The sequence below is a fragment of the Streptomyces afghaniensis genome (genome assembly GCF_044327915.1).
GTDB lineage: Bacteria > Actinomycetota > Actinomycetes > Streptomycetales > Streptomycetaceae > Streptomyces > Streptomyces afghaniensis.
Window position 1 is genome coordinate 514,485 of record NZ_JBIRGJ010000006.1, and the last position, 18,594, is coordinate 533,078.

General features: G+C 69.0%; 19 protein-coding genes and 2 pseudogenes. 10 read left to right on the plus strand and 11 right to left on the minus strand.

What is annotated here, in order from left to right:
- The first annotated feature begins 75 nt into the window (after positions 1–75).
- The 4 genes from ACH4G3_RS24805 to ACH4G3_RS24820 are packed head-to-tail and all read left to right on the plus strand — an operon-like array spanning position 76 to position 2,909.
- Positions 76–597: a phosphatase PAP2 family protein gene (locus ACH4G3_RS24805; protein ID WP_397626553.1), complete on the plus strand. Its 522-nt coding sequence runs from the start codon at positions 76–78 to the stop codon at positions 595–597.
- Positions 590–1,534: a decaprenyl-phosphate phosphoribosyltransferase gene (locus ACH4G3_RS24810; protein ID WP_397626554.1), complete on the plus strand. Its 945-nt coding sequence runs from the start codon at positions 590–592 to the stop codon at positions 1,532–1,534. Before ACH4G3_RS24805 ends, ACH4G3_RS24810 begins: the two co-directional genes overlap by 8 nt.
- Positions 1,531–1,986: a GtrA family protein gene (locus ACH4G3_RS24815; protein ID WP_397626555.1), complete on the plus strand. Its 456-nt coding sequence runs from the start codon at positions 1,531–1,533 to the stop codon at positions 1,984–1,986. The genes ACH4G3_RS24810 and ACH4G3_RS24815 overlap by 4 nt, the downstream gene beginning before the upstream one ends.
- Positions 1,974–2,909, plus strand: a complete 936-nt coding sequence (locus ACH4G3_RS24820) for a YihY/virulence factor BrkB family protein (protein WP_397626556.1) — start codon at positions 1,974–1,976, stop codon at positions 2,907–2,909. Before ACH4G3_RS24815 ends, ACH4G3_RS24820 begins: the two co-directional genes overlap by 13 nt.
- Here the strand turns inward: ACH4G3_RS24820 and ACH4G3_RS24825 are convergent.
- The gene (locus ACH4G3_RS24825; RefSeq protein WP_397626557.1) at positions 2,857–4,155 is read right to left on the minus strand and encodes a D-alanyl-D-alanine carboxypeptidase family protein; all 1,299 of its coding nucleotides are present in this window, start codon (positions 4,153–4,155) and stop codon (positions 2,857–2,859) included. The two genes, ACH4G3_RS24820 and ACH4G3_RS24825, sit on opposite strands and share 53 nt — an antisense overlap.
- 91 nt (positions 4,156–4,246) lie before the next feature.
- On the opposite strand from ACH4G3_RS24825, the gene ACH4G3_RS24830 reads away from it, so the two are divergent.
- From ACH4G3_RS24830 to ACH4G3_RS24840, 3 genes are all read left to right on the plus strand, one after another.
- Complete coding sequence (locus ACH4G3_RS24830) at positions 4,247–4,486, plus strand: SCO4848 family membrane protein (protein ID WP_086604478.1); 240 nt, start codon at positions 4,247–4,249, stop codon at positions 4,484–4,486.
- Positions 4,487–4,509: 23 nt separating this feature from the next.
- Complete coding sequence (locus ACH4G3_RS24835) at positions 4,510–5,994, plus strand: metallophosphoesterase (protein WP_397626558.1); 1,485 nt, start codon at positions 4,510–4,512, stop codon at positions 5,992–5,994.
- Positions 5,995–6,174: 180 nt separating this feature from the next.
- Entirely contained in the window at positions 6,175–7,716 is a 1,542-nt protein-coding gene (locus tag ACH4G3_RS24840) for an ABC transporter substrate-binding protein (RefSeq protein ID WP_397626559.1), read from the plus strand.
- A gap of 20 nt (positions 7,717–7,736) precedes the next feature.
- Here the strand turns inward: ACH4G3_RS24840 and ACH4G3_RS24845 are convergent, their stop codons facing one another.
- From ACH4G3_RS24845 to ACH4G3_RS24855, 3 genes are read right to left on the minus strand one after another with little or no spacing between them, the layout of a single operon-like run.
- Positions 7,737–8,480: a TetR/AcrR family transcriptional regulator gene (locus tag ACH4G3_RS24845; protein ID WP_397626560.1), complete on the minus strand. Its 744-nt coding sequence runs from the start codon at positions 8,478–8,480 to the stop codon at positions 7,737–7,739.
- A gap of 17 nt (positions 8,481–8,497) precedes the next feature.
- Positions 8,498–9,007 carry a thiol-disulfide oxidoreductase DCC family protein gene (locus ACH4G3_RS24850; RefSeq protein WP_397626561.1) on the minus strand — a complete coding sequence of 170 codons (510 nt, stop codon included), beginning with the start codon at positions 9,005–9,007 and terminating at the stop codon, positions 8,498–8,500.
- 12 nt (positions 9,008–9,019) lie between these two features.
- Positions 9,020–9,427: a hypothetical protein gene (locus ACH4G3_RS24855; RefSeq protein WP_397626562.1), complete on the minus strand. Its 408-nt coding sequence runs from the start codon at positions 9,425–9,427 to the stop codon at positions 9,020–9,022.
- A gap of 87 nt (positions 9,428–9,514) precedes the next feature.
- Here ACH4G3_RS24855 and ACH4G3_RS24860 point away from each other — a divergent pair.
- Positions 9,515–10,483, plus strand: a pseudogene (locus ACH4G3_RS24860) (polymorphic toxin-type HINT domain-containing protein); the annotation flags it as partial.
- A 340-nt stretch (positions 10,484–10,823) separates the two neighbouring features.
- Positions 10,824–11,306 (plus strand): hypothetical protein, encoded by a 483-nt coding sequence (locus ACH4G3_RS24865; protein ID WP_397626563.1) that lies wholly within the window; start codon positions 10,824–10,826, stop codon positions 11,304–11,306.
- 117 nt (positions 11,307–11,423) lie between these two features.
- Here ACH4G3_RS24865 and ACH4G3_RS24870 read toward each other — a convergent pair.
- Positions 11,424–11,807, minus strand: a pseudogene (locus ACH4G3_RS24870) (tyrosine-type recombinase/integrase); the annotation flags it as partial.
- 872 nt (positions 11,808–12,679) lie between these two features.
- On the opposite strand from ACH4G3_RS24870, the gene ACH4G3_RS24875 reads away from it, so the two are divergent.
- Positions 12,680–13,138 (plus strand): hypothetical protein, encoded by a 459-nt coding sequence (locus ACH4G3_RS24875; protein ID WP_397626564.1) that lies wholly within the window; start codon positions 12,680–12,682, stop codon positions 13,136–13,138.
- A 121-nt stretch (positions 13,139–13,259) separates the two neighbouring features.
- On the opposite strand, the gene ACH4G3_RS24880 is transcribed toward ACH4G3_RS24875, so the two are convergent.
- The 6 genes from ACH4G3_RS24880 to ACH4G3_RS24905 all read right to left on the minus strand — a co-directional run bounded on the left by ACH4G3_RS24880 (position 13,260) and on the right by ACH4G3_RS24905 (position 18,422).
- A complete protein-coding gene (locus ACH4G3_RS24880; protein WP_397626565.1) occupies positions 13,260–14,033 on the minus strand; it encodes a hypothetical protein in 774 nt (257 codons plus the stop codon).
- A 281-nt stretch (positions 14,034–14,314) separates the two neighbouring features.
- Entirely contained in the window at positions 14,315–15,094 is a 780-nt protein-coding gene (locus ACH4G3_RS24885; RefSeq protein ID WP_397626566.1) for a succinate dehydrogenase iron-sulfur subunit, read from the minus strand.
- Complete coding sequence (gene sdhA / locus ACH4G3_RS24890; protein ID WP_397626567.1) at positions 15,094–16,848, minus strand: succinate dehydrogenase flavoprotein subunit; 1,755 nt, start codon at positions 16,846–16,848, stop codon at positions 15,094–15,096. The genes ACH4G3_RS24885 and sdhA overlap by 1 nt, the downstream gene beginning before the upstream one ends.
- 19 nt (positions 16,849–16,867) lie before the next feature.
- Entirely contained in the window at positions 16,868–17,350 is a 483-nt protein-coding gene (locus ACH4G3_RS24895) for a succinate dehydrogenase hydrophobic membrane anchor subunit (RefSeq protein ID WP_184591195.1), read from the minus strand.
- 5 nt (positions 17,351–17,355) lie between these two features.
- Positions 17,356–17,736 (minus strand): succinate dehydrogenase, cytochrome b556 subunit, encoded by a 381-nt coding sequence (gene sdhC, locus ACH4G3_RS24900; protein ID WP_037670267.1) that lies wholly within the window; start codon positions 17,734–17,736, stop codon positions 17,356–17,358.
- Between the two features lie 191 nt (positions 17,737–17,927).
- Positions 17,928–18,422 carry a 2-oxo-4-hydroxy-4-carboxy-5-ureidoimidazoline decarboxylase gene (locus ACH4G3_RS24905; RefSeq protein ID WP_397626568.1) on the minus strand — a complete coding sequence of 165 codons (495 nt, stop codon included), beginning with the start codon at positions 18,420–18,422 and terminating at the stop codon, positions 17,928–17,930.
- Positions 18,423–18,594: the final 172 nt, after the last annotated feature.

Below are 18,594 nucleotides of genomic sequence, written 5' to 3' on the forward strand. Positions count from 1 at the left end.
CGAAACGGGTGATTAATGGGATGTCGCTCAATATTGCCGGAGTTCAGGCCATGTGGGCGTGAACAGTGAGTCCACATGGACGACCTCGACGACCTGCACGACATGGATCACCGGATCGTTTCGGCGCTCAGGGCGTGCGGCACCGACCCGCGCGTGGCAGGCGCCGCACGCGCCCTGTCCTGGGCGGGGGAACACGCGGCGCTGTGGCTTGCGGCGGGGCTCGCCGGAGCCGCCGTCGACGGCAGGAGACGCGGCGCCTGGCTGCGCGGCACAGTGCTCACCGCGGGGGCGCACCTCGTCAGCATGGGGCTGAAGCGGGTCGTGCGCCGACCGCGCCCCCCGCACGTCGAGCCCCTGGTGCGCACCGCCGGGCGGCACTCCTTCCCCAGCTCGCACGCCACCTCCGCCGCTGCCGCCGCCGTCGCCTTCGGCGCCCTGGGAGCCCGTACCGTCCCGCCGCTCGCCGCCGCCGTGTGCGTCTCGCGACTGGTGGCCGGCGTCCACTACCCCTCGGACGTCGCGGCGGGCGCGGCCCTCGGCGTGCTCACGGCCCGGCTCGGCGCCCGCTGGATGAAGGGAGAGGCCCACCATGACTGAGGCGGCCGTCCTGCGGCAGCGCACCCACGAGGAGCGGCCCGCGCCACCCCGCAAGGGCGGTCTCCCGGCCGGTCTCCTCCGGACCGCGCGGCCCAAGCAGTGGGTGAAGAACGTCCTGGTGGTCGCCGCCCCGGCGGCCGCGGGCGAGCTCTTCTCCCGGCACGCCCTGATCCAACTCGCCCTCGTCTTCGTCCTCTTCACCGCCTGCGCCGCCGCCGTCTACCTCGTCAACGACGCCCGCGACGCCGACGCCGACCGCGCCCACCCCACCAAGCGGCACCGCCCGGTCGCCGCCGGACAGGTCCCCGTACCCCTCGCCTACGCCGTCGGCGGCGGCCTCGCCGTCCTCGCGCCCGCCGCCGCGGCCTGGCTCTGCCCCCCGGCCGTCACCGCCCTGCTGACCGCCTACCTCGGCATGCAACTGGCCTACTGCGTCAGCCTCAAGCACGTCCTCGTCGTCGACCTCGCCGTCGTCACGACCGGCTTCCTGATGCGGGCGATGGTCGGCGGGCTCGCCCTCGGCATCCCGCTGTCGCGCTGGTTCCTGATCACGACCGGCTTCGGCGCGCTGTTCATGGTGTCGGCCAAGCGCTACTCCGAAGCCGTGCAGATGGCCGGAAAGGAGGGCGTCACGCGCGCGTTGCTCACCGAGTACACCACCGGCTACCTCCGCTTCGTCTGGCAGCTCGCCGCCGGTGTCGCCGTCCTCGGCTACTGTCTGTGGGCCATGGAGGAGGGCGGCGTCCCGCACACCAGCGTGCTGCCCTGGCGGCAGCTGTCCATGGTCGCCTTCATCCTCGCGATCCTCCGGTACGCCGTCTTCGCCGACCGCGGCACGGCCGGCGAACCCGAGGACGTCGTCCTGCGCGACCGGGCGCTCGCCCTCATCGGCCTGGTGTGGATGGCGATGTACGGCCTGGCGGTGGCCAATTGGTGACCACGCGCGCGTGGGCGGGCCCCACGACCCCCCGCCGCCGGGAGCTCCTGGGTTTCGCCGCCGTCGGTCTCCTCGCCTACGCCGTCGACCTGGCCCTGTTCACCTGCCTGCGCGGCCCCGCCGGACTCGGCCCGCTCACCGCCAAGGCCCTGTCCTTCGTGGCGGCCTGCTCGGTCGCCTACGCGGGCAACGCCCTCGGCACCTACCGGGACAGGCGGGTCGGCGGCGGCCTGCGCCCGTACGCCGCGTTCTTCCTGGTGAACCTCGCCGGAGCCGCCGTACAACTGCTGTGCCTGGCCGTCAGCCACTACGGTCTCGGACTCACCTCGCAGCGCGCGGACACCGTCTCCGGCGCGGTCGTCGGTATGGCGTTGGCCACAGTCCTCCGGTTCTGGGGTACCCGTACATGGGTCTTCCGGGCGGAGGGCAGAGTCGGATCATGGACTGGCTGAAAAGGCTCCCGGTCATCGGGCCGTGGGCGGAGCGGCTGATGATCACCCACGCGTGGCGGTCGTACGAGCGGCTGGACCGCGTGAAGTGGACACGGCTGGCCGCCGCGATGACCTTCACCAGCTTCGTCGCGCTGTTCCCGCTGCTGACCGTGGCCGCCACGATCGCCGCCGGCACGCTCAGCACGGAGCAGCAGAACAAACTCCAGGACAAGCTCGCCGAGCAGGTGCCCGGCATCTCCGACCAGCTGGACATCGCCGGCCTGGTGGAGAACGCCGGCACGGTCGGCCTGATCGCGGGCGCCCTGCTGCTCTTCACCGGCATCAGCTGGGCCGGCTCGATGCGCGAGTGCCTGCGCGCGGTGTGGGAGCTGCCCGACGACGAGGAGAACCCGGTCCTGCGCTACGCCAAGGACGCGGGCGTCCTGATCGGCCTCGGCGGCGCGCTCCTCGTCACCATCGCCGCCTCCACCGTCGCCTCCGCGATGATCGGCTGGATCACCCGGCACCTGGGCATCGACGAGGGCGGCTGGAGCGGCGTCCTGCTGCACATCGCCGCGTTCCTGATCGCCGTACTCGCCGACTTCCTGCTCCTGCTCTACGTCCTGACGCTGCTGCCGGGCGTGGAGCCCACGCGCCACCGCCTGTTCGTGGCGGCGCTGACCGGCGCGGTCGGCTTCGAGCTGCTGAAGCTGCTGCTCAGCGGCTACTTGCAGGGCGTGGCCGCGAAGAGCATGTACGGCGCGTTCGGCGTGCCCGTCGCGCTGCTGCTGTGGATCAACTTCACCTCGAAGCTGGTGCTGTTCTGCGCCTCCTGGACGGCGACGCAGAGCAAGGCGGACGAACTCCCGGACGTCCCGGAGGTCCCGGACGTCAGGGGCGGGTCCGGCGGCGCACCAGATCCGGCAGCGGCCAACGGCGGTTGACCAGGAACGCGCCGCCCGCCAGCAGCACCAGCACACCGCCGGTGATACCGAGCGCGGTCCCGATGCCGCTGGAGCCGTCCGCGGTCGGGGCGCCGGCCACCGGCTTCGAGCCGGTTCCGGCCGTGCCGCTCCCGGAGCCGCCGGCCTCGCCGGAGGGGTTCGCACCGGGCTGGGAACCGGCCTGCTCGGCGCCCTTCGGAGGCACCAGCTCACCCACCGGCTGCACCTTCCCGGCCGCCTTGAAGCCCCAGTCGAACAGCCGCGCGGTCTCCTTGTAGACCTCGTTGTGCTCCTGCTTCTCCGGGTTCATCACCGTCACCAGCAGCACCTTGCCGCCCCGCTCGGCGACACCGGTGAAGGTGGCGCCGGCGTTGGTGGTGTTGCCGTTCTTGACGCCGGCGATGCCCTGGTAGACGGGCACGTCCGAGTCGCCGGACAACAGCCGGTTGGTGTTCCGGATCTCGAAGGACTCACGGACCGGCTTGCCCTTCTTGCCCTTCTTCGTCTGGCCCGGGAACTTCGCGCTGACCGTCGAGCAGTACTCCCGGAAGTCCTTCTTCTGCAGCCCCGAGCGGGCGATCAGCGTCAGGTCGTACGCCGACGAGACCTGCTTCTCGGCGTCGTAGCCGTCCGGGCTGACGACGTGCGTGTCGAGGGCCTGGAGCTCCTCGGCGTGCTCGTTCATCTCCTTGACGGTGTTCTGGACGCCCTTGTTCATCGCGGACAGCACGTGCACGGCGTCGTTGCCGGACTGGAGGAAGACCCCGAGCCACAGGTCGCGGACCGTGTACGTCTCTTCCTCCTTTATGCCGACCATGCTGGAGCCCGGGCCGATGCCCGCCAGGTCGGAGGGGACGACCTTGTGCTTGGCCGTACTCGGGAACTTCGGCAGCAGCGTGTCCGCGAACAGCATCTTCAGCGTGCTCGCCGGGGCCAGCCGCCAGTGCGCGTTGTGCGCGGCCAGCACATCACCGGTCTCGGCGTCGGCGACGATCCAGGAGCGGGCGCTCACGTCCTTCGGCAGCACCGGCACGCCGCTCGCGAGGTTCACCTGCGTGCCCGGCTGCCCGAGCCGGGCGCCGCCCACGGTCGACATCGACGCCGGGGGAGTGGCCGACGGGCTCGCCGACGGGCTGCCCGAGGGACTCGGGGCCGCGACGGCGGCGGGCGCGGCCAGGGCGAGGGACGACAGGACGGCGGAGGTGACCAGCAGGGATCGCCTGGCAGTCTTCTTCGGAACGGGCACGACCGGAAACGTACCTGCAGCACGCACGGAAGTCCCGCCTCCGCCCCCACCCCGCGAACGGAACCGGACAGGCTCTGGCGATACTGGAGCCATGAAGCTCAGCCGCCCCGTCTCCTGGTTCCTGCTCGCCTTCGGGGTGTGGAGCTGGGTCATCTGGATCACTTTCGTCAAGAACCTTGTCAAGGACAGCAGCGGGCTCGCCTTCGACGACGGTCACCCCACGGCGTACTTCTGGGTGCACCTGCTGCTCGCAGTCGTCTCCTTCGTATTGGGGACGGTCATCGGGGCCATCGGGTTGCGTGGTCTGCGCGCACTGCGCCGGACGTCATAACGGCAATCGGGAGACACGACACCGTGGCCATCGTCTTCGTACTCGTCGCAACGCTCGTCCTGGCCGTCATCGTGACGGCCAACTGGTACGTGTGGCGCCGCCTGTTCCGCGATACCACCCGCGGCCCGGGCCTCACCCGCCGCGCGGGCGCGACCCTGATCGCCGGCGGCTGGCTCCTCGCGATCACGGCCCTGGTCGCCGAACGCACCGGCGCCCCCTTCTGGCTCCAGCAGGTCCTCGCCTGGCCGGGCTTCCTGTGGCTGGCCCTGTCGATATACCTGCTGCTCGCGGTCGTGGCGGGGGAGGTCGTACGGCCGCTGCTGCGGTGGTTCCTCGAACGGCGGGCGAGGGTGCAGGGGACGGCCCCTGAGCACGGACCGGTGGCGACGGCCGACGCCTCGGCGCAACCCGAGGCGGCCTCGGACGCCGCCCGAGCCCCACACGAGCCCGGCGGGCCGACGCCTGCGACGGCGGAGGCCGTGCCGCAGGCGGACGGTGCGAGCGTGCCCGGCGGAGCGCCCGCTGCCGCGACAGCCGCTGCTTCACCGGCGGAGGGTGTCGCCGGTGCGGCTACCGCTTCCGCCACCGCGCCCCGCCCCCACGCCGACCCCGCACCCGCCACCTCACCGCAGCCGCTCACCACCCCGGGCACCACCGACACCACCGCCTCCACCCCCACCGGCCCGTCCCGCCGTCTCTTCGTCTCCCGGGTCGTCGCCGGGGCGGCCGCGGCCGCCGCTGTCGGGACCGTGGGGTACGGGACGTACGGCGTGCTGCGTGGGCCCAAGGTGAAGCGGGTCACCGTGCCCCTGGCCAAACTGCCGCGCGCAGCGCACGGGTACCGGATCGCCGTGGTCAGTGATGTGCACCTCGGCCCGGTCCTGGGCCGCGGCTTCGCGCAGAAGGTCGTCGACACGATCAACGCGACCCAGCCCGACCTGATCGCGGTCGTCGGCGACCTGGTCGACGGCAGTGTGAAGGACCTGGGCCCCGCGGCGGCCCCGCTGGCCCAGCTGAAGGCCCGTCACGGGTCCTACTTCGTCACCGGGAACCACGAGTACTTCTCCGGCGCCGAGCAGTGGGTCGAGGAGGTCCGCCGCCTCGGACTCACCCCCCTGGAGAACGCCCGCAGGGAGATGCCGCACTTCGACCTGGCCGGAGTCAACGACGTCGCCGGCGAGGACGAGGGCCAGGGCCCCGACTACGCCCGCGCCCTCGGCGACCGGGACACGGCACGTGCGTGCGTACTCCTCGCCCACCAGCCCGTGCAGATCCACGACGCCGTCGAGCACGGCGTCGACCTCCAGCTCTCCGGCCACACCCACGGCGGCCAGCTCTGGCCCGGCAACCTCATCGCCGCCGCCGCGAACCCGACCCTGGCGGGCCTGGAGCGCTACGGCGACACCCAGCTCTATGTCTCACGCGGCGCGGGCGCCTGGGGCCCGCCCACCCGGGTGGGGGCACCGTCGGACATCACCCTGATCGAGCTGGCTTCGAAGCAGGCCTGACCCTGTGAGAGCACTGTGAAACCGGACCGAAAGGCCCATCGGTAAGTTCTTTCCCAACTCGGCAGATCTCCCTTCCGCCCGCTCAAACACCTGTGATTGGGTGAGGCCGCCACAAAGGGGTGTGGCACTGGCACAAGGGCCCACGGGCCTGGGAGGGCAAGGCCGATGCGATCGGTTCGCATGCGGATACTCGCGGGACTGCTCGTCCTGGCGGCCGTGGGGGTGGGCGCCTGGCAGCTCGTGCCCTCGAAGAAGGACGGCACGGCCATCACGGTCGGCACGACGGACGCCGTCACGTCCCTCGACCCGGCGGGCGCCTACGACGCCGGTTCCTGGGCCCTGTTCAGCAACGTCTTCCAGTCGCTGCTCACCTTCGCCCCGGGCGGCACCGCGCCCGTACCGGACGCGGCCAGGAGGTGCGCGTTCGCCGACGGCGACCTGACCACGTACCGCTGCGAACTGCGCTCCGGCCTCACCTTCCCGAGCGGCCGGACGATGACCGGCGAGGACGTGAAGTACTCCTTCGACCGGATCAGGAAGATCAAGTCCCCGGTCGGCCCGGCGTCCTTGCTCGACACCCTCCGTTCCGTGGACGCCCACGGGCTGACCGTCACCTTCCACCTGTCCTCACCCGACGCCACGTTCCCGTTCAAGGTGGCCACCGGCGCGGGCTCGATCGTCGACCACACCGCTTACCCGGCCGGCAAGCTGCGCACCGGCAGCGGTGTCGACGGCACCGGCCCGTACACCCTCACCAGCTACACGAAGGACACCACGGCGGTCCTCACGCCCAACAGCCGCTACCAGGGCGCGGACAAAGGCGGTGCGAACAGGCCCGTCGACCTGCGCTACTACGCCACCCCCGGTGCCCTGTACACCGCATGGAAGGACAAGCGGGTCGAGGTCACGACCGACCAGCTGCCGCCCGCGGTCCTCGCCGACCTGAATCCGAGCGACCCCGCGCAGCGCGTCTTCGAGGCGGACGGTTCCGAGACCCGCAACCTGTACTTCAACACCCGCGCGGGCAAGCCCCTGCACAATCCGAAGGTCCGGCAGGCCATGGCCTGGCTGATCGACCGCGAGCGGCTGGCCGCCACCGTCTACGACGGCACCGTGGACCCGCTGTACTCCCTGATCCCGGCGGGCCTCACCGGGCACACCGCCTCGTTCTTCGACGACTACCCCAGGCAGGACCCGGGGAAGGCGCGGAAGCTGCTCGCCCAGGCCGGCGTGACCCTGCCCGTCCGCTTCACCTACGGCTACGCCAAGGGCCGCGGCGCCGGTGAGCAGGAGGCCGCCGAGATCAAACGGGAGCTGGAGGCGAGCGGCCTGTTCAAGGTCACCCTCAAGGGCTACGAGTGGACCGACTTCCAGAAGCGCTGGGCGAGCGGCGAGCTCGACGCGTACGCCGTCGGCTGGGTCGCCGACTTCCCCGACCCGGACACCTTCCAGGCCGCGCTCGTCGGCACCGGCAGTGCCATGAACACCGGCTACAGCAGCAAGACCGTCGACCGCCTCATCCAGGACAGCCGGCGCTACGCCGAACGCGGCGAGGCCGACCGGGACTTCCAGTCGGTGCAGCAGACCGTCGCCCAGGACGTGCCGGTGCTGCCGCTGTGGCAGGCGAAGGAGTACGTCGTCACCACCGAGGACATCGGCGGCGGCCAGTACCTGTCGGACGGCACGGGCGTGTTCCGCCTCTGGAGCCTCACGCAGCTCTGACGTGCTCCGGCGCCGGCCCTCTAGGAGTCGGTCCGGCGCGCGGCCGGGTCCGGGACCGCCCGGGTCATGCCCGGCAGGAAGTCCGTGAACAGCTCGTGCACCTCGCGCACCAGCGGCCGCAGCACCCGGAAGCGGGCCAGCGAGACGCCCCGCGCGGTGAGCCGGGCCCCGCGCTCGGCGAGCCGGTAGCTGCGCTCCCGGCCCTCGGTCCGGTCGAAGATCCAGTACAGGACGAGGCCCATCTGGGACAGCCACATCAACTCGGGCAGGATGTCCCGCAGTTCCTCGGCCACCTTGGTCTTCGTCGCCCCGGCCAGCACCTCCCGGTGGACGCTGATGGCCTCCTCGCGCGCGTGCTCCGACTCCGGGGAGAAGGGGCTGAGCGGGCTGTCCGGGTCGGCGGCGTTCTTGAAGAACTGCACCGCGAACTCGTGGTAGGGCGCGGCGATGTCCAGCCACGCCCGCAGCACGCCGGCGAGCCGGGCCTCCAGTTCGGTCTCCCGGTCCAGGATCTCCCGGACCGCCACCTGGTGCTCGGCGGCGATCCGGTCGTAGAAGCCCTGGATCAGGTGTTCCTTGCCCTCGAAGTAGTAGTACGCGTTGCCGACGGAGACCCCGGCCTCCTTGGCGATGGCCCGCATCGTCGTCTTGTCGTAGCCGCGCTCCTGGAACAGCCGCATGGCCGTCTCCAGGATCAGGGCGCGGGTCTGCTCGGACTTGCTCGGGGTGGCGCCGTCGTCGGGGCCGTCGTTCTTCGCGGACACGGGAAGAGAGCCTAACGTCAGCGCCCCGGCGCCCGGTGAGGGGCGCAGGTGCCGTCGGCGCAGCCCGGCGCGGTATAGGTCCAGCCGAGGTCCGGGTCGTACGCCCACCCGTCCGCCCGCCGGTACACCCGGCCGCCCCACTGCACCCCGCCTCCCTGCCTCCGGTTCCACTGCGCACCGCGCCACTTGGCGGCGGCCAGCACCGCGCCCTTGGCGAGCCGGGCGCCGGACGGGGTGCTGAGCCGGTGGGCGAGCGGCCGGTACTCGCGCAGCGCCCACAGGGTGACGATCCAGGCGGCGGGGCCCCGGTAGACCTGCCCGGCGTCGCCGACGACGGTGATCTCCTCGAGGGTGGCGCCGTGGTCGAGGCCGGGAAACCGCCCCCGGGCCTCCTCGGAGGCGGCCGGGACCAGCTCCAGCGGCACCAGCTTCGGCTGCCGCAGGAGCCAGTCGCGCAGGAACGCGCACAGGGAGCACTCGGCGTCGTACAGGACGGTGAGCCGGCGGACCGGGGTGGTGGCGTTCATGAAGCGCTCCGCTCAGGCCTGGGCCTGCGGGGCGGCCCAGCCCTGCGGCGGCACCGGCGGCACCTGCTCGCGCTCCATGGCACCGCGCCGCCGGATCCGGTTGAGCACGTAGACGTTGCCCAGGTGCATCACGCCGAGCACCAGCAGCACGACGCCGAGCTTCGTCGACAGGGCCTCGAAGATGCCGCGGGCGTCGGTGATGGTCCCGTCGCCGCTCAGGTACAGCGCGACGAACCCGAGGTTGACGAGGTAGAAGCCGACCACCAGGAGGTGGTTGACGGCGTCGGCGAGCTTCTCGTTGCCGTGCAGCACGTCGGCGAGAAAGACCCTGCCGTTCCGGCTGAGCGTGCGGGCCACCCAGACGGTCAGACCGATGCTGACCAGCAGGTAGATGACGTAGGCGACGACCGTACGGTCCATTGTCCCACCCTTCTTGAACACGTTCAAAAACGCTGTCGAGGATGACTGTAGACCTCTTTTTGAACATGTTCAAGTACAGGGTTCAGTCCGGTCTCGCATTCCGACCCCACGGGCTTGTGGATCGATGACGGAACGGGCCACAGCGAACCGCGCCGCGATGGCGGTCCGACGGGCCCGCAGAACCCGAACGGGCCCGGCGTGCCCTGGGGTGGCACCGGTCCGGGTGGCTGTTACTACAGCTGTAAGCCCAAATCCGGTTGGGTGGAAAAACAGACTCCGGTCACGAACAACACGCAGCGGCTGCTGGACTACTTCTACGAGTACGGCCCGAACGGACGCTTCCCGGACGGTAATTACTGGTACACGCCCGTCATCGAAGAAGGCGGCACGAGCAATGCGTGCTTCGGGCGGGAAGGCTGCCGCCTGGCGTACAAATTCCTGTTGAAGAGCGACGATGTCGCCGAGGCGAAGCGCATAGCCGCCAACTACTGCCTTCAGAACTTCGACAGATGCCTGGACGACGCCGAATCCTATGACCGGGGAAAGCGGTGGGAAACTCTCCCGTACGCCTTCATCCCCGGAGGCGGCAGGGCCGGTAAGGGGGCGGCCAGTGGCTGTAAATGCTTCCTGGCCGGCACCGATGTCCTCATGGCGGACGGCACCACCAAGGACATCGAAGACGTCGAAGTCGGCGACAGGGTCCAGGCCACCGATCCCGAGACCGGCGAGACCGGCCCACGGAAGGTGACCCGGCTCATCCGGACGGAAGCCGACAAGCACTTCAGCGAACTGTCCATCGCCACCGAGGACGGTGTCGAGAAACTCACGGCCACTCATGAGCACCCCTTCTGGTCCCCGTCCCAGCAGGACTGGATCGAGGCGGGCGACCTCAAGCCAGGCATGACCCTGCGCGCCGACGACGGCGACACCGTCATCGTCACGGGCAACCGGCCGTTCACGAAGCACGCACGGACGTACAACCTCACGGTTGATGACCTGCATACGTACTATGTGCTGGCGGGTGCCACGCCGGTACTCGTTCACAACAGCCACTGTGACGTCTCGGATCTGGCATCGAAGATCGATGTTGAGAACCTTTCAATGACCAAGACCGTCGAAAATCACACATGGGACATTGCTGGTACTCGGGATGTCGATGCCCCCAACTTTGGTAAGGCCGCACGCCCTTATATGAATGGCAACAACGGGCTGCTCCTCCGGGGAATCATGGAGGGATCTACACCCAGGATGGATTCCCGTGGCGCTCCTGGAGTTGTCGAGTGGAGAACGCCCGGAACGATGAACGGAAGTAACGGGATCTGGGAGCTCAACATCGACGCAAATTCCAACAGGGTCGTCCACTTCCTCTTTAAAAGCACAAAGGGCTAGCGTCGAAATGAAATTCTCCATCCGAGGCGGATATCCCCTTGAGGGTGTCCTCACTTATGACGAGTCCGAGTATGGATTCTCATTCAGTGCCCAGAGCGGGGACTCGCTGAGTGGGAGACTCGGCTCAGAGGGGGTTGCGAGCGTGCTGGTCGGCACGCTCCAACTGGAGGTCGACATTGAGTCCCGGGAAGTCCTGTTCGCCTGGGGATACTTCCCGAACGTTCGGGGTGTTGTCGCCGAGTTGAGTGCTCCACAGTTCATCCCTGGGCGGGTATTCATCTCGTCAGACCACTCTTTCGAGCCGGGTGTTTCTTTCGAGGTCCCTGGAGACAGGTGGCGCGTTTCATATAACCCATCATCCAGGTGGGTCGCCATTCGTCTGAACGATTCCACCGACGCTAAGTTCGTCCAAATCGCCAGCGGAACTGTCTTGGGGATCGACAACGGCGATCTCGTTTCTGTCTGGCTTAGTCCTGTCTTTGTAGAGTGACAGGCGTGAGGTAAACGAGTAAACGGAAGATCCGTTAGCGTCAGCAAAAATGAAACCCCGCCAGGTGCGCCCTGGCGGGGCTTCTGCGTGGGGTGACGGCAGTGGTTGACGGCAACGTCAGCGGACGAGGGCGGGGCAGGGTGGCGGTTCGTCACCGTCGGAGTGTGCCGTCTCGGTGGTCTCCCGGCCGACGAGCGCGGTGCCGAGGGTGTCGATGGCGTTGCGCTGGAGGCGGAGTCGGACGTGGGCGTAGACGGTGGCGGTGACGCCGATGTGGGCGTGGCCGAGGAGTTCCTTGACCATGACGAGTTGGACGCCCTGTTCCAGGAGCAGGGCGGAGGTGGAGTGCCTGAGGTCGTGGAAGCGAATCTGGCGGAGGCCGGCCTTGCGGAGGAGCGTGGTGAAGGCGCGGGTGAGGTTAGTCGGGTCGATCGGGCTGCCCTGCGCGGTGGTGAACACGTGCCCGTCGTGCTGCCACGTGGTGCCTGCGGCCTGGGATTCCGGTCTCGGCGCCGACGCGGTTCACCGCCCGCGCGAACTGGTGGTGAGTCCAGCGGCTCTCGGTGAGCAGGCGCCCGAGCGCAACGTTCGGTTCACGCTTGGCCATGCCCTCAACTCCCCGTGATCTTGCGAACTTTCAAAGCTCGCATCTGTCAGCCCGAGCACCGGACCACACCCCAGCCGAGCGATCAGACGACGGCCACGGCGTACCACCAAGGCGGGATGCGTCCCAAACTTTCTCGACGTCTTCAAGGCGACCCGCTGACGCGGGCCGCGCGCGGCACGGCCGCCCACCCGGCCAGCTCTCGGCTCCGCCACCGCGGGCCAGCCAGCGACCAGGTCGCGCAAAGACAGCCCAGCGGACCACGGAAGCGCGGAGTAGATCGGACGCGCCCGCATGGCGAGCGCCAGGCCGACGGCGAGGCGACGGGGGGGAGAGAGTCGGCAGGGGCGCGAACCCGGAGGTGGGGCCGGTCGGCTGCGTGGGCTTTAATTCCGGGCAGTATCACGACCTGCCCGAGTTGCCGGGCCAGCGTACGGCCCCTGACCATGCCCGACCCCAGCCCGGGCAGGACACCGGCCAAAGCCCACTCCACTGCCCTCACACGCGCAGCCGTCTGACGGCAGCGCGTGCGGCAACACGGGCGCACAACACGGCACTTCCACGCACGCCCGCGTGCAAGCCTTACTGCAGATGGAAGAAGTGGTGAGGTTGAATGGCTGCTAAGTCGCTGACCGCGCCGGCTGTGTTGCGTGCAGCCATACAGTTCGGGCTCGTCCCTTCCGAGGCTGAGGTGTCGCGGCGGGGCGAGGTGCGGTGGGAGTCTGAGGGGTTGGCGTACCTGGGGTGGATCTCCAAGGAAGCCGGGGGCATGTTGACCTGGTACATGAACGTGGGTGACGCCAAGTTCGGCCCGGCTCTGGAGAAATACGGGCGTATGTCGGTCCCTATTCGTGCGTCGAGTAACGAGATGCCGTGGCCTCAGGTGGTGGACAGCTCGTTGGAGGAGTTTCTTCGGGAAGGGCTGGGGCGGGCAGCACGCTTTGTAGCGGATCGTATTGACCTGTGTGAACTGCTCTCCGCATCTGAAGACGTGCGGCGAGGCAACCTCTATGCATGGCTTCCTGTAGCCAACTATCCGGCTCGTCTGGTGCAGTCCCTGGTACTCGTGCGTGATATTGGCGCTCCCGCATTGGAGTCCCAAATTCGGGCACGGCTGGAACAAGGTCCGATTCGCTTGTCCAATGGGCGGTCCATGGATGTTCTTGAGTCAGCCAAGGGGTGGGCGAGCCGATACTCGAGCGCGCTGGGCTTCGACATCCCGGTCTGATACCGCAGGCCACAGTGCGCGACTCGTCGCGGAACAGCTGGGCTACGAGGGTTCGTGGGCAACCGCACCGCCGCCGTCTGCGTCGGTGTCATGAACGCGGGGCCGAACACCTCCGGGCCCCTCAAGCCCCGCACTTCCCGGTCCTCCGCGTGCTCAGGGCGATGTCGTCCAGTCGGATGTCGTACGAGGACGGGCTCGGGTCGGCCTGGTACAGCTGCCAGCCCAGCTTGAGTTTGTCGAACGTCGGGAAGACGAACGGGTCCGACGTACCGCCGTGTTGGTCGGTGGAGACGGTCAGGTCGGGCTGGGGCACGCCGTCGAAGTAGACCGTGACGCGGTTGTCGGTGGCGTCCAGGTGGAACTCGACGCACTGCCACTTCCCGGCCGTCGCCGGCGCGGAGGTCTTCCACGCGGTCCAGTCGCCGGTGGGCCCGAGGTCGGAGCCGACGCCGTAGAAGTTTCGCTTCTCCGTGGGCACGTACTGGCCGCCGAGCGGGCGGACCAGGGTCGGGGAGTCCGGGCCGGAGGCCTCCGCCAGGGTCCAGTGCGCCCAGTCGGGGGCGGTCGGGAACGCGTCCACTCTCAGCCGCATCCGGGCCCAGAAGCTGTTGCCGGGCGGGGCGAGGTGCCCGAACACCAGGAATGCGCGGCCGTTGCCCTCGGTACGGATGCGGAGTTCACGGCCGTGGCCGGCGGAGGCGCGGGTGACGGTCAGCGTGCCGTCGGAGGTGTCCGAGGTCCAGTCGCGGCCTTGCGTGACCGGGCCGAGGGGGAGGCGGTCGAAGCTCTCCCGCGCGAGGACCGGAGAGGCGGTTGCAGAGGCTGTGGGGGATATCGAGAGCAGCGCGGAAGCCGTGGCCAGCAGCGCGGCGGCGGCCCTTCTGAGGTATGCCATGCGGGCAGTCTGGCCACGGGAGTTACAGCCGTGACAGTAGCTGTGCCCCAAGTGGCCGGTCGGGTTCCGTTTCTGGCCGGATCGGGTCACTCGATCTTTTTGCCTGACCTGCTTTCTGACATTCCTGAGTCCTCCACCAGGTCGCGGCGCGGACATCCTCTCCGTGCCGACGCGCGGCGTACCGATCGACCCTGGGCAACTCACTCGAACGAGGCGCGGCGAGGGCCCCGCCCCGGTGCAGAACCGGAGACGGGGCCCTCGAAGGACTGGCGAGGAAGACCTCAGTACCGGCGCGTGATCAGCGCCCTCTTCACCTCGGCGATCGCCTTCGTGACCTCGATGCCGCGCGGGCAGGCGTCCGTGCAGTTGAAGGTCGTGCGGCAGCGCCAGACGCCGTCGCGGTCGTTGAGGATCTCCAGGCGCTGCTCGCCCGCCTCGTCACGCGAGTCGAAGATGAAACGGTGCGCGTTGACGATGGCCGCCGGGCCGAAGTACTGGCCGTCGTTCCAGAAGACCGGGCACGACGTGGTGCAGGCCGCGCAGAGGATGCACTTCGTCGTGTCGTCGAAGCGCTCGCGGTCCTCGGCCGACTGCAGACGCTCGCGCGTGGGCTCGTTCGTGTCCTTCGTGATGAGGAAGGGCATGACGTCCCGGTACGCCTGGAAGAACGGCTCCATGTCCACGACCAGGTCCTTCAGGACCGTCAGGCCCTTTATGGCCTCGACCGTGATCGGCTTCTCGGGGTTGATGTCCTTGATCAGCGTCTTGCAGGCAAGGCGGTTCTTGCCGTTGATCCGCATGGCGTCGGAGCCGCAGATGCCGTGCGCGCAGGAACGGCGGAACGTCAGCGTGCCGTCGAGGTCCCACTTGATCTTGTGGAGGGCGTCGAGGACACGCTCCTTAGGGTCGATCTCCAGCTGGAAGTCTTCCCAGCTGGCCTCCGCCGCGACCTCCGGGTTGAACCGGCGGATGCGGAAGGTGACCGTGATGTAGGGGGAGTCGGCGAAACCGGGCTCGGGCTTGCCGGCCGCGTCTTCCTTGTCCAGAACGGGGGTAGCCATCAGTACTTACGCTCCATCGGCTGGTAGCGGGTCTGGACGACCGGCTTGTAGTCGAGACGGACGGTTTCGGAGCCGTCGGCGCCGACCTCGCGGTACGCCATGGTGTGCCGCATGAAGTTGACGTCGTCGCGGTTCGGGTAGTCCTCGCGGTAGTGACCGCCGCGGGACTCCTTGCGGGCCAGCGCGGAGACCGCCATGACCTCGGCGAGGTCGAGCAGGTTGCCCAGCTCGATGGCCTCCAGCAGGTCCGTGTTGAACCGCTTGCCCTTGTCCTGGATGGACACGTTCTTGTAGCGCTCGCGCAGCTCCGCGATCTTCTCGACCGCCGTCTTGATCGTCTGCTCGGTGCGGAACACCATGACGTTGGCGTCCATGGTCTCCTGCAGCTCCCGGCGCAGCGTGGTCACGCGCTCGGTGCCGGTGGAGTCGCGCAGCATCTCCACCTGCTTGAGCACGAACTCGGCCGGGTTCTCCGGCAGCTCGACGAAGTCCGCCGTCTGGGAGTACTCGGCCGCGGCGATGCCGGCCCGCTTGCCGAAGACGTTGATGTCCAGGAGCGAGTTGGTGCCGAGGCGGTTCGCGCCGTGCACCGACACGCAGGCGACCTCGCCGGCCGCGTACAGGCCCGGGACGACGGTGGTGTTGTCCGCCAGGACCTCACCCTCGACGTTCGTCGGGATGCCGCCCATCGCGTAGTGGGCCGTGGGCTGGATCGGGATCGGGTCCGTGTACGGCTCGATGCCGAGGTACGTACGGGCGAACTCGGTGATGTCGGGCAGCTTGGCGTCCAGCTGCTCCGGCGGGAGGTGGGTGAGGTCGAGGTAGACGTGGTCGCCCTCGGGGCCGCACCCGCGGCCTTCCCGGATCTCCGTGTAGATGGAGCGGGACACGACGTCACGGGACGCGAGGTCCTTCATGACCGGCGCGTACTTCTCCATGAAGCGCTCGCCGTCCTTGTTGCGGAGGATGCCGCCCTCACCACGGGCGCCCTCCGTCAGCAGGATGCCCATGCGCCAGATGCCGGTCGGGTGGAACTGGAAGAACTCCATGTCCTCCAGCGGGATGCCCCGGCGGTAGACCGCCGCCTGGCCGTCACCCGTCAGCGTGTGCGCGTTCGACGTCACCTTGAAGAACTTGCCGCAGCCGCCGGACGCGTAGATCACGGCCTTCGCCTGGAAGATGTGGATCTCACCGGTGGCCAGCTCGTACGCCACCACACCGGCCGAGCGCTTGACGCCGTCGACCTCGGTGATCAGCTGGTCCAGGACGTAGAACTCGTTGAAGAACTCCACGCCCTCCTTGACGCAGTTCTGGTACAGCGTCTGGAGGATCATGTGGCCGGTGCGGTCGGCCGCGTAGCAGGAGCGGCGGACCGGGGCCTCGCCGTGGTTGCGGCTGTGACCGCCGAAGCGGCGCTGGTCGATGGTGCCGTTCGGCGTGCGGTTGAACGGCAGGCCCATCTTCTCCAGGTCGAGGACGGAGTCGATGGCCTCCTTCGCCAGGATCTCGGCGGCGTCCTGGTCGACCAGGTAGTCACCGCCCTTGACCGTGTCGAAGGTGTGCCACTCCCAGTTGTCCTCCTCCACGTTGGCCAGCGCGGCGGCCATGCCGCCCTGCGCGGCGCCCGTGTGGGAGCGGGTGGGGTAGAGCTTGGTCAGGACGGCCGTGCGGCTGCGCTTCGTGGACTCGATGGCCGCGCGCATGCCCGCGCCACCGGCGCCGACGATGACGGTGTCGTACTTGTGGATCTTCATGATTCTCGCAGCCCCGTGCCTAGCGGATGTTCGGGTCGAAGGTGAAGATCACCAGCGTGCCCAGCAGGATGGTGAACACCGTGGCGGTGTAGAGCAGGCCCTTGAGCCACAGCCGGGTGTTCGCGCGCTCCGCGTAGTCGTTGATGACCGTGCGCAGGCCGTTGGCGCCGTGCAGCATCGCGAGCCACAGCATCAGCAGGTCCCAGACCTGCCAGAAGGGGCTCGCCCAGCGGCCCGCCACGAAGGCGAAGCCGATCTTGGAGACACCGCCGTCCAGCACCAGCTGGATCAGCAGGTGGCCGAGGACCAGCACGACCAGCACCACGCCGGACAGGCGCATGAACAGCCACGCGGCCAGCTCGAAGTTGCCCCGGGTGGACTTCGGGGTCTTCTTGGTGCGCTTGCGCGGGGCCTCGATGAAGGGCGCGGGGTTGTCGACGGTGTAGACGGCGCCACCCTCGACGGGGCCGACGCCGGCGGCGGTCTTATCGGTCGTGGACATTGGCGTCAGCTCCCGAACAGTTCACGAGCGGCGTGGCCGAGGACGGGGTAGATCGCCCCGAGCATCAGCACGACCCACAGGGCGACGACGGTCCAGAGCATCTGCTTCTGGTAGCGGGCGCCCTTGATCCAGAAGTCGACGGCGATGACGCGCAGGCCGTTGAGCGCGTGGAAGAGGATGGCGGCGACGAGGCCGTACTCCAGCAGCGCGACGATCGGCGTCTTGTACGTGGCCACGACCTTGTCGTAAGCCTCGGGCGACACACGGACGAGTGCGGTGTCCAGCACGTGAACGAACAGGAAGAAGAAGATGAGGACGCCGGTGACTCGGTGAGCCACCCAGGACCACATTCCTTCCCGGCCGCGGTACAGCGTTCCAGCCGGCACGGAAGTTTCCTCCGGGAGCGGGGATTGGGGCCGCGCCGGCTTGGTGTGTCGGTCGGGCCCGGCCGGGTACGGTCCACCGGCCCCCAGCATCGTAGCGAGGCGCTGCCGCTGGGCTGAGCCGGGGTCTGGCTGTGTGATCAAACTGGCATGCGTACGGGCTAGCCTTGCGGCTTGTGGGGTGGGGTGTCCTGTTATCTGCCGGGTGCGGGTCGCGTGTGGCTGGTCGCGCAGTTCCCCGCGCCCCTTAGGGCGGCGACCAGCCGTTCCCTTGCCAGGCGCCGTAGCTCGTCGGCCACCACCATCCGCTCTTCCTCCGGATCGTTGGTCAATCGTGACCGGATGGCTTCCAGGAGGCGGTCCAGGGTCTCCGTCGGCGCAACGTCAGCCAGGCAGATGACGAACACATGTCCGAAGCGGGCCTCGTAGGCGGCGTGGGCCGCGCTCAAGGCCGTGTGGGCCGCTGAGTACGTGCCGGGCGGGAGCGTCGGCAGGCACTCCGCCGCCAGGGCCTCGGTCAGGTCGGCCCAGGTGAGGTCGTAGGCCGCCTCGTCCGCCGCGGCCAGCAGGGAGTCCAGGTCCGGGTAGGGGCGGTGTTCCGCGACGCGCCGGCACCAGCGGGGGCTGCGCAGGCAGGACAGGAGCGTCTGCTCCAGGGCCTCCTCGGAGGCCGCGTTGAAGTGCTCCACCGGTATGGCGAGCCGGCCGGGGAGGTCTGGGAGACGGTGCGCAGGCAGCGTGGGTCCTCGTGGGCGTCACGTGTGTCGGCAGGGCGTGTTGTGAGAGATGTGACGTCACGCTATCGAGTACGACCATGACGTGTCCGACGGATGCCCGAATTTCACCCGGCAGAGAGAGTTT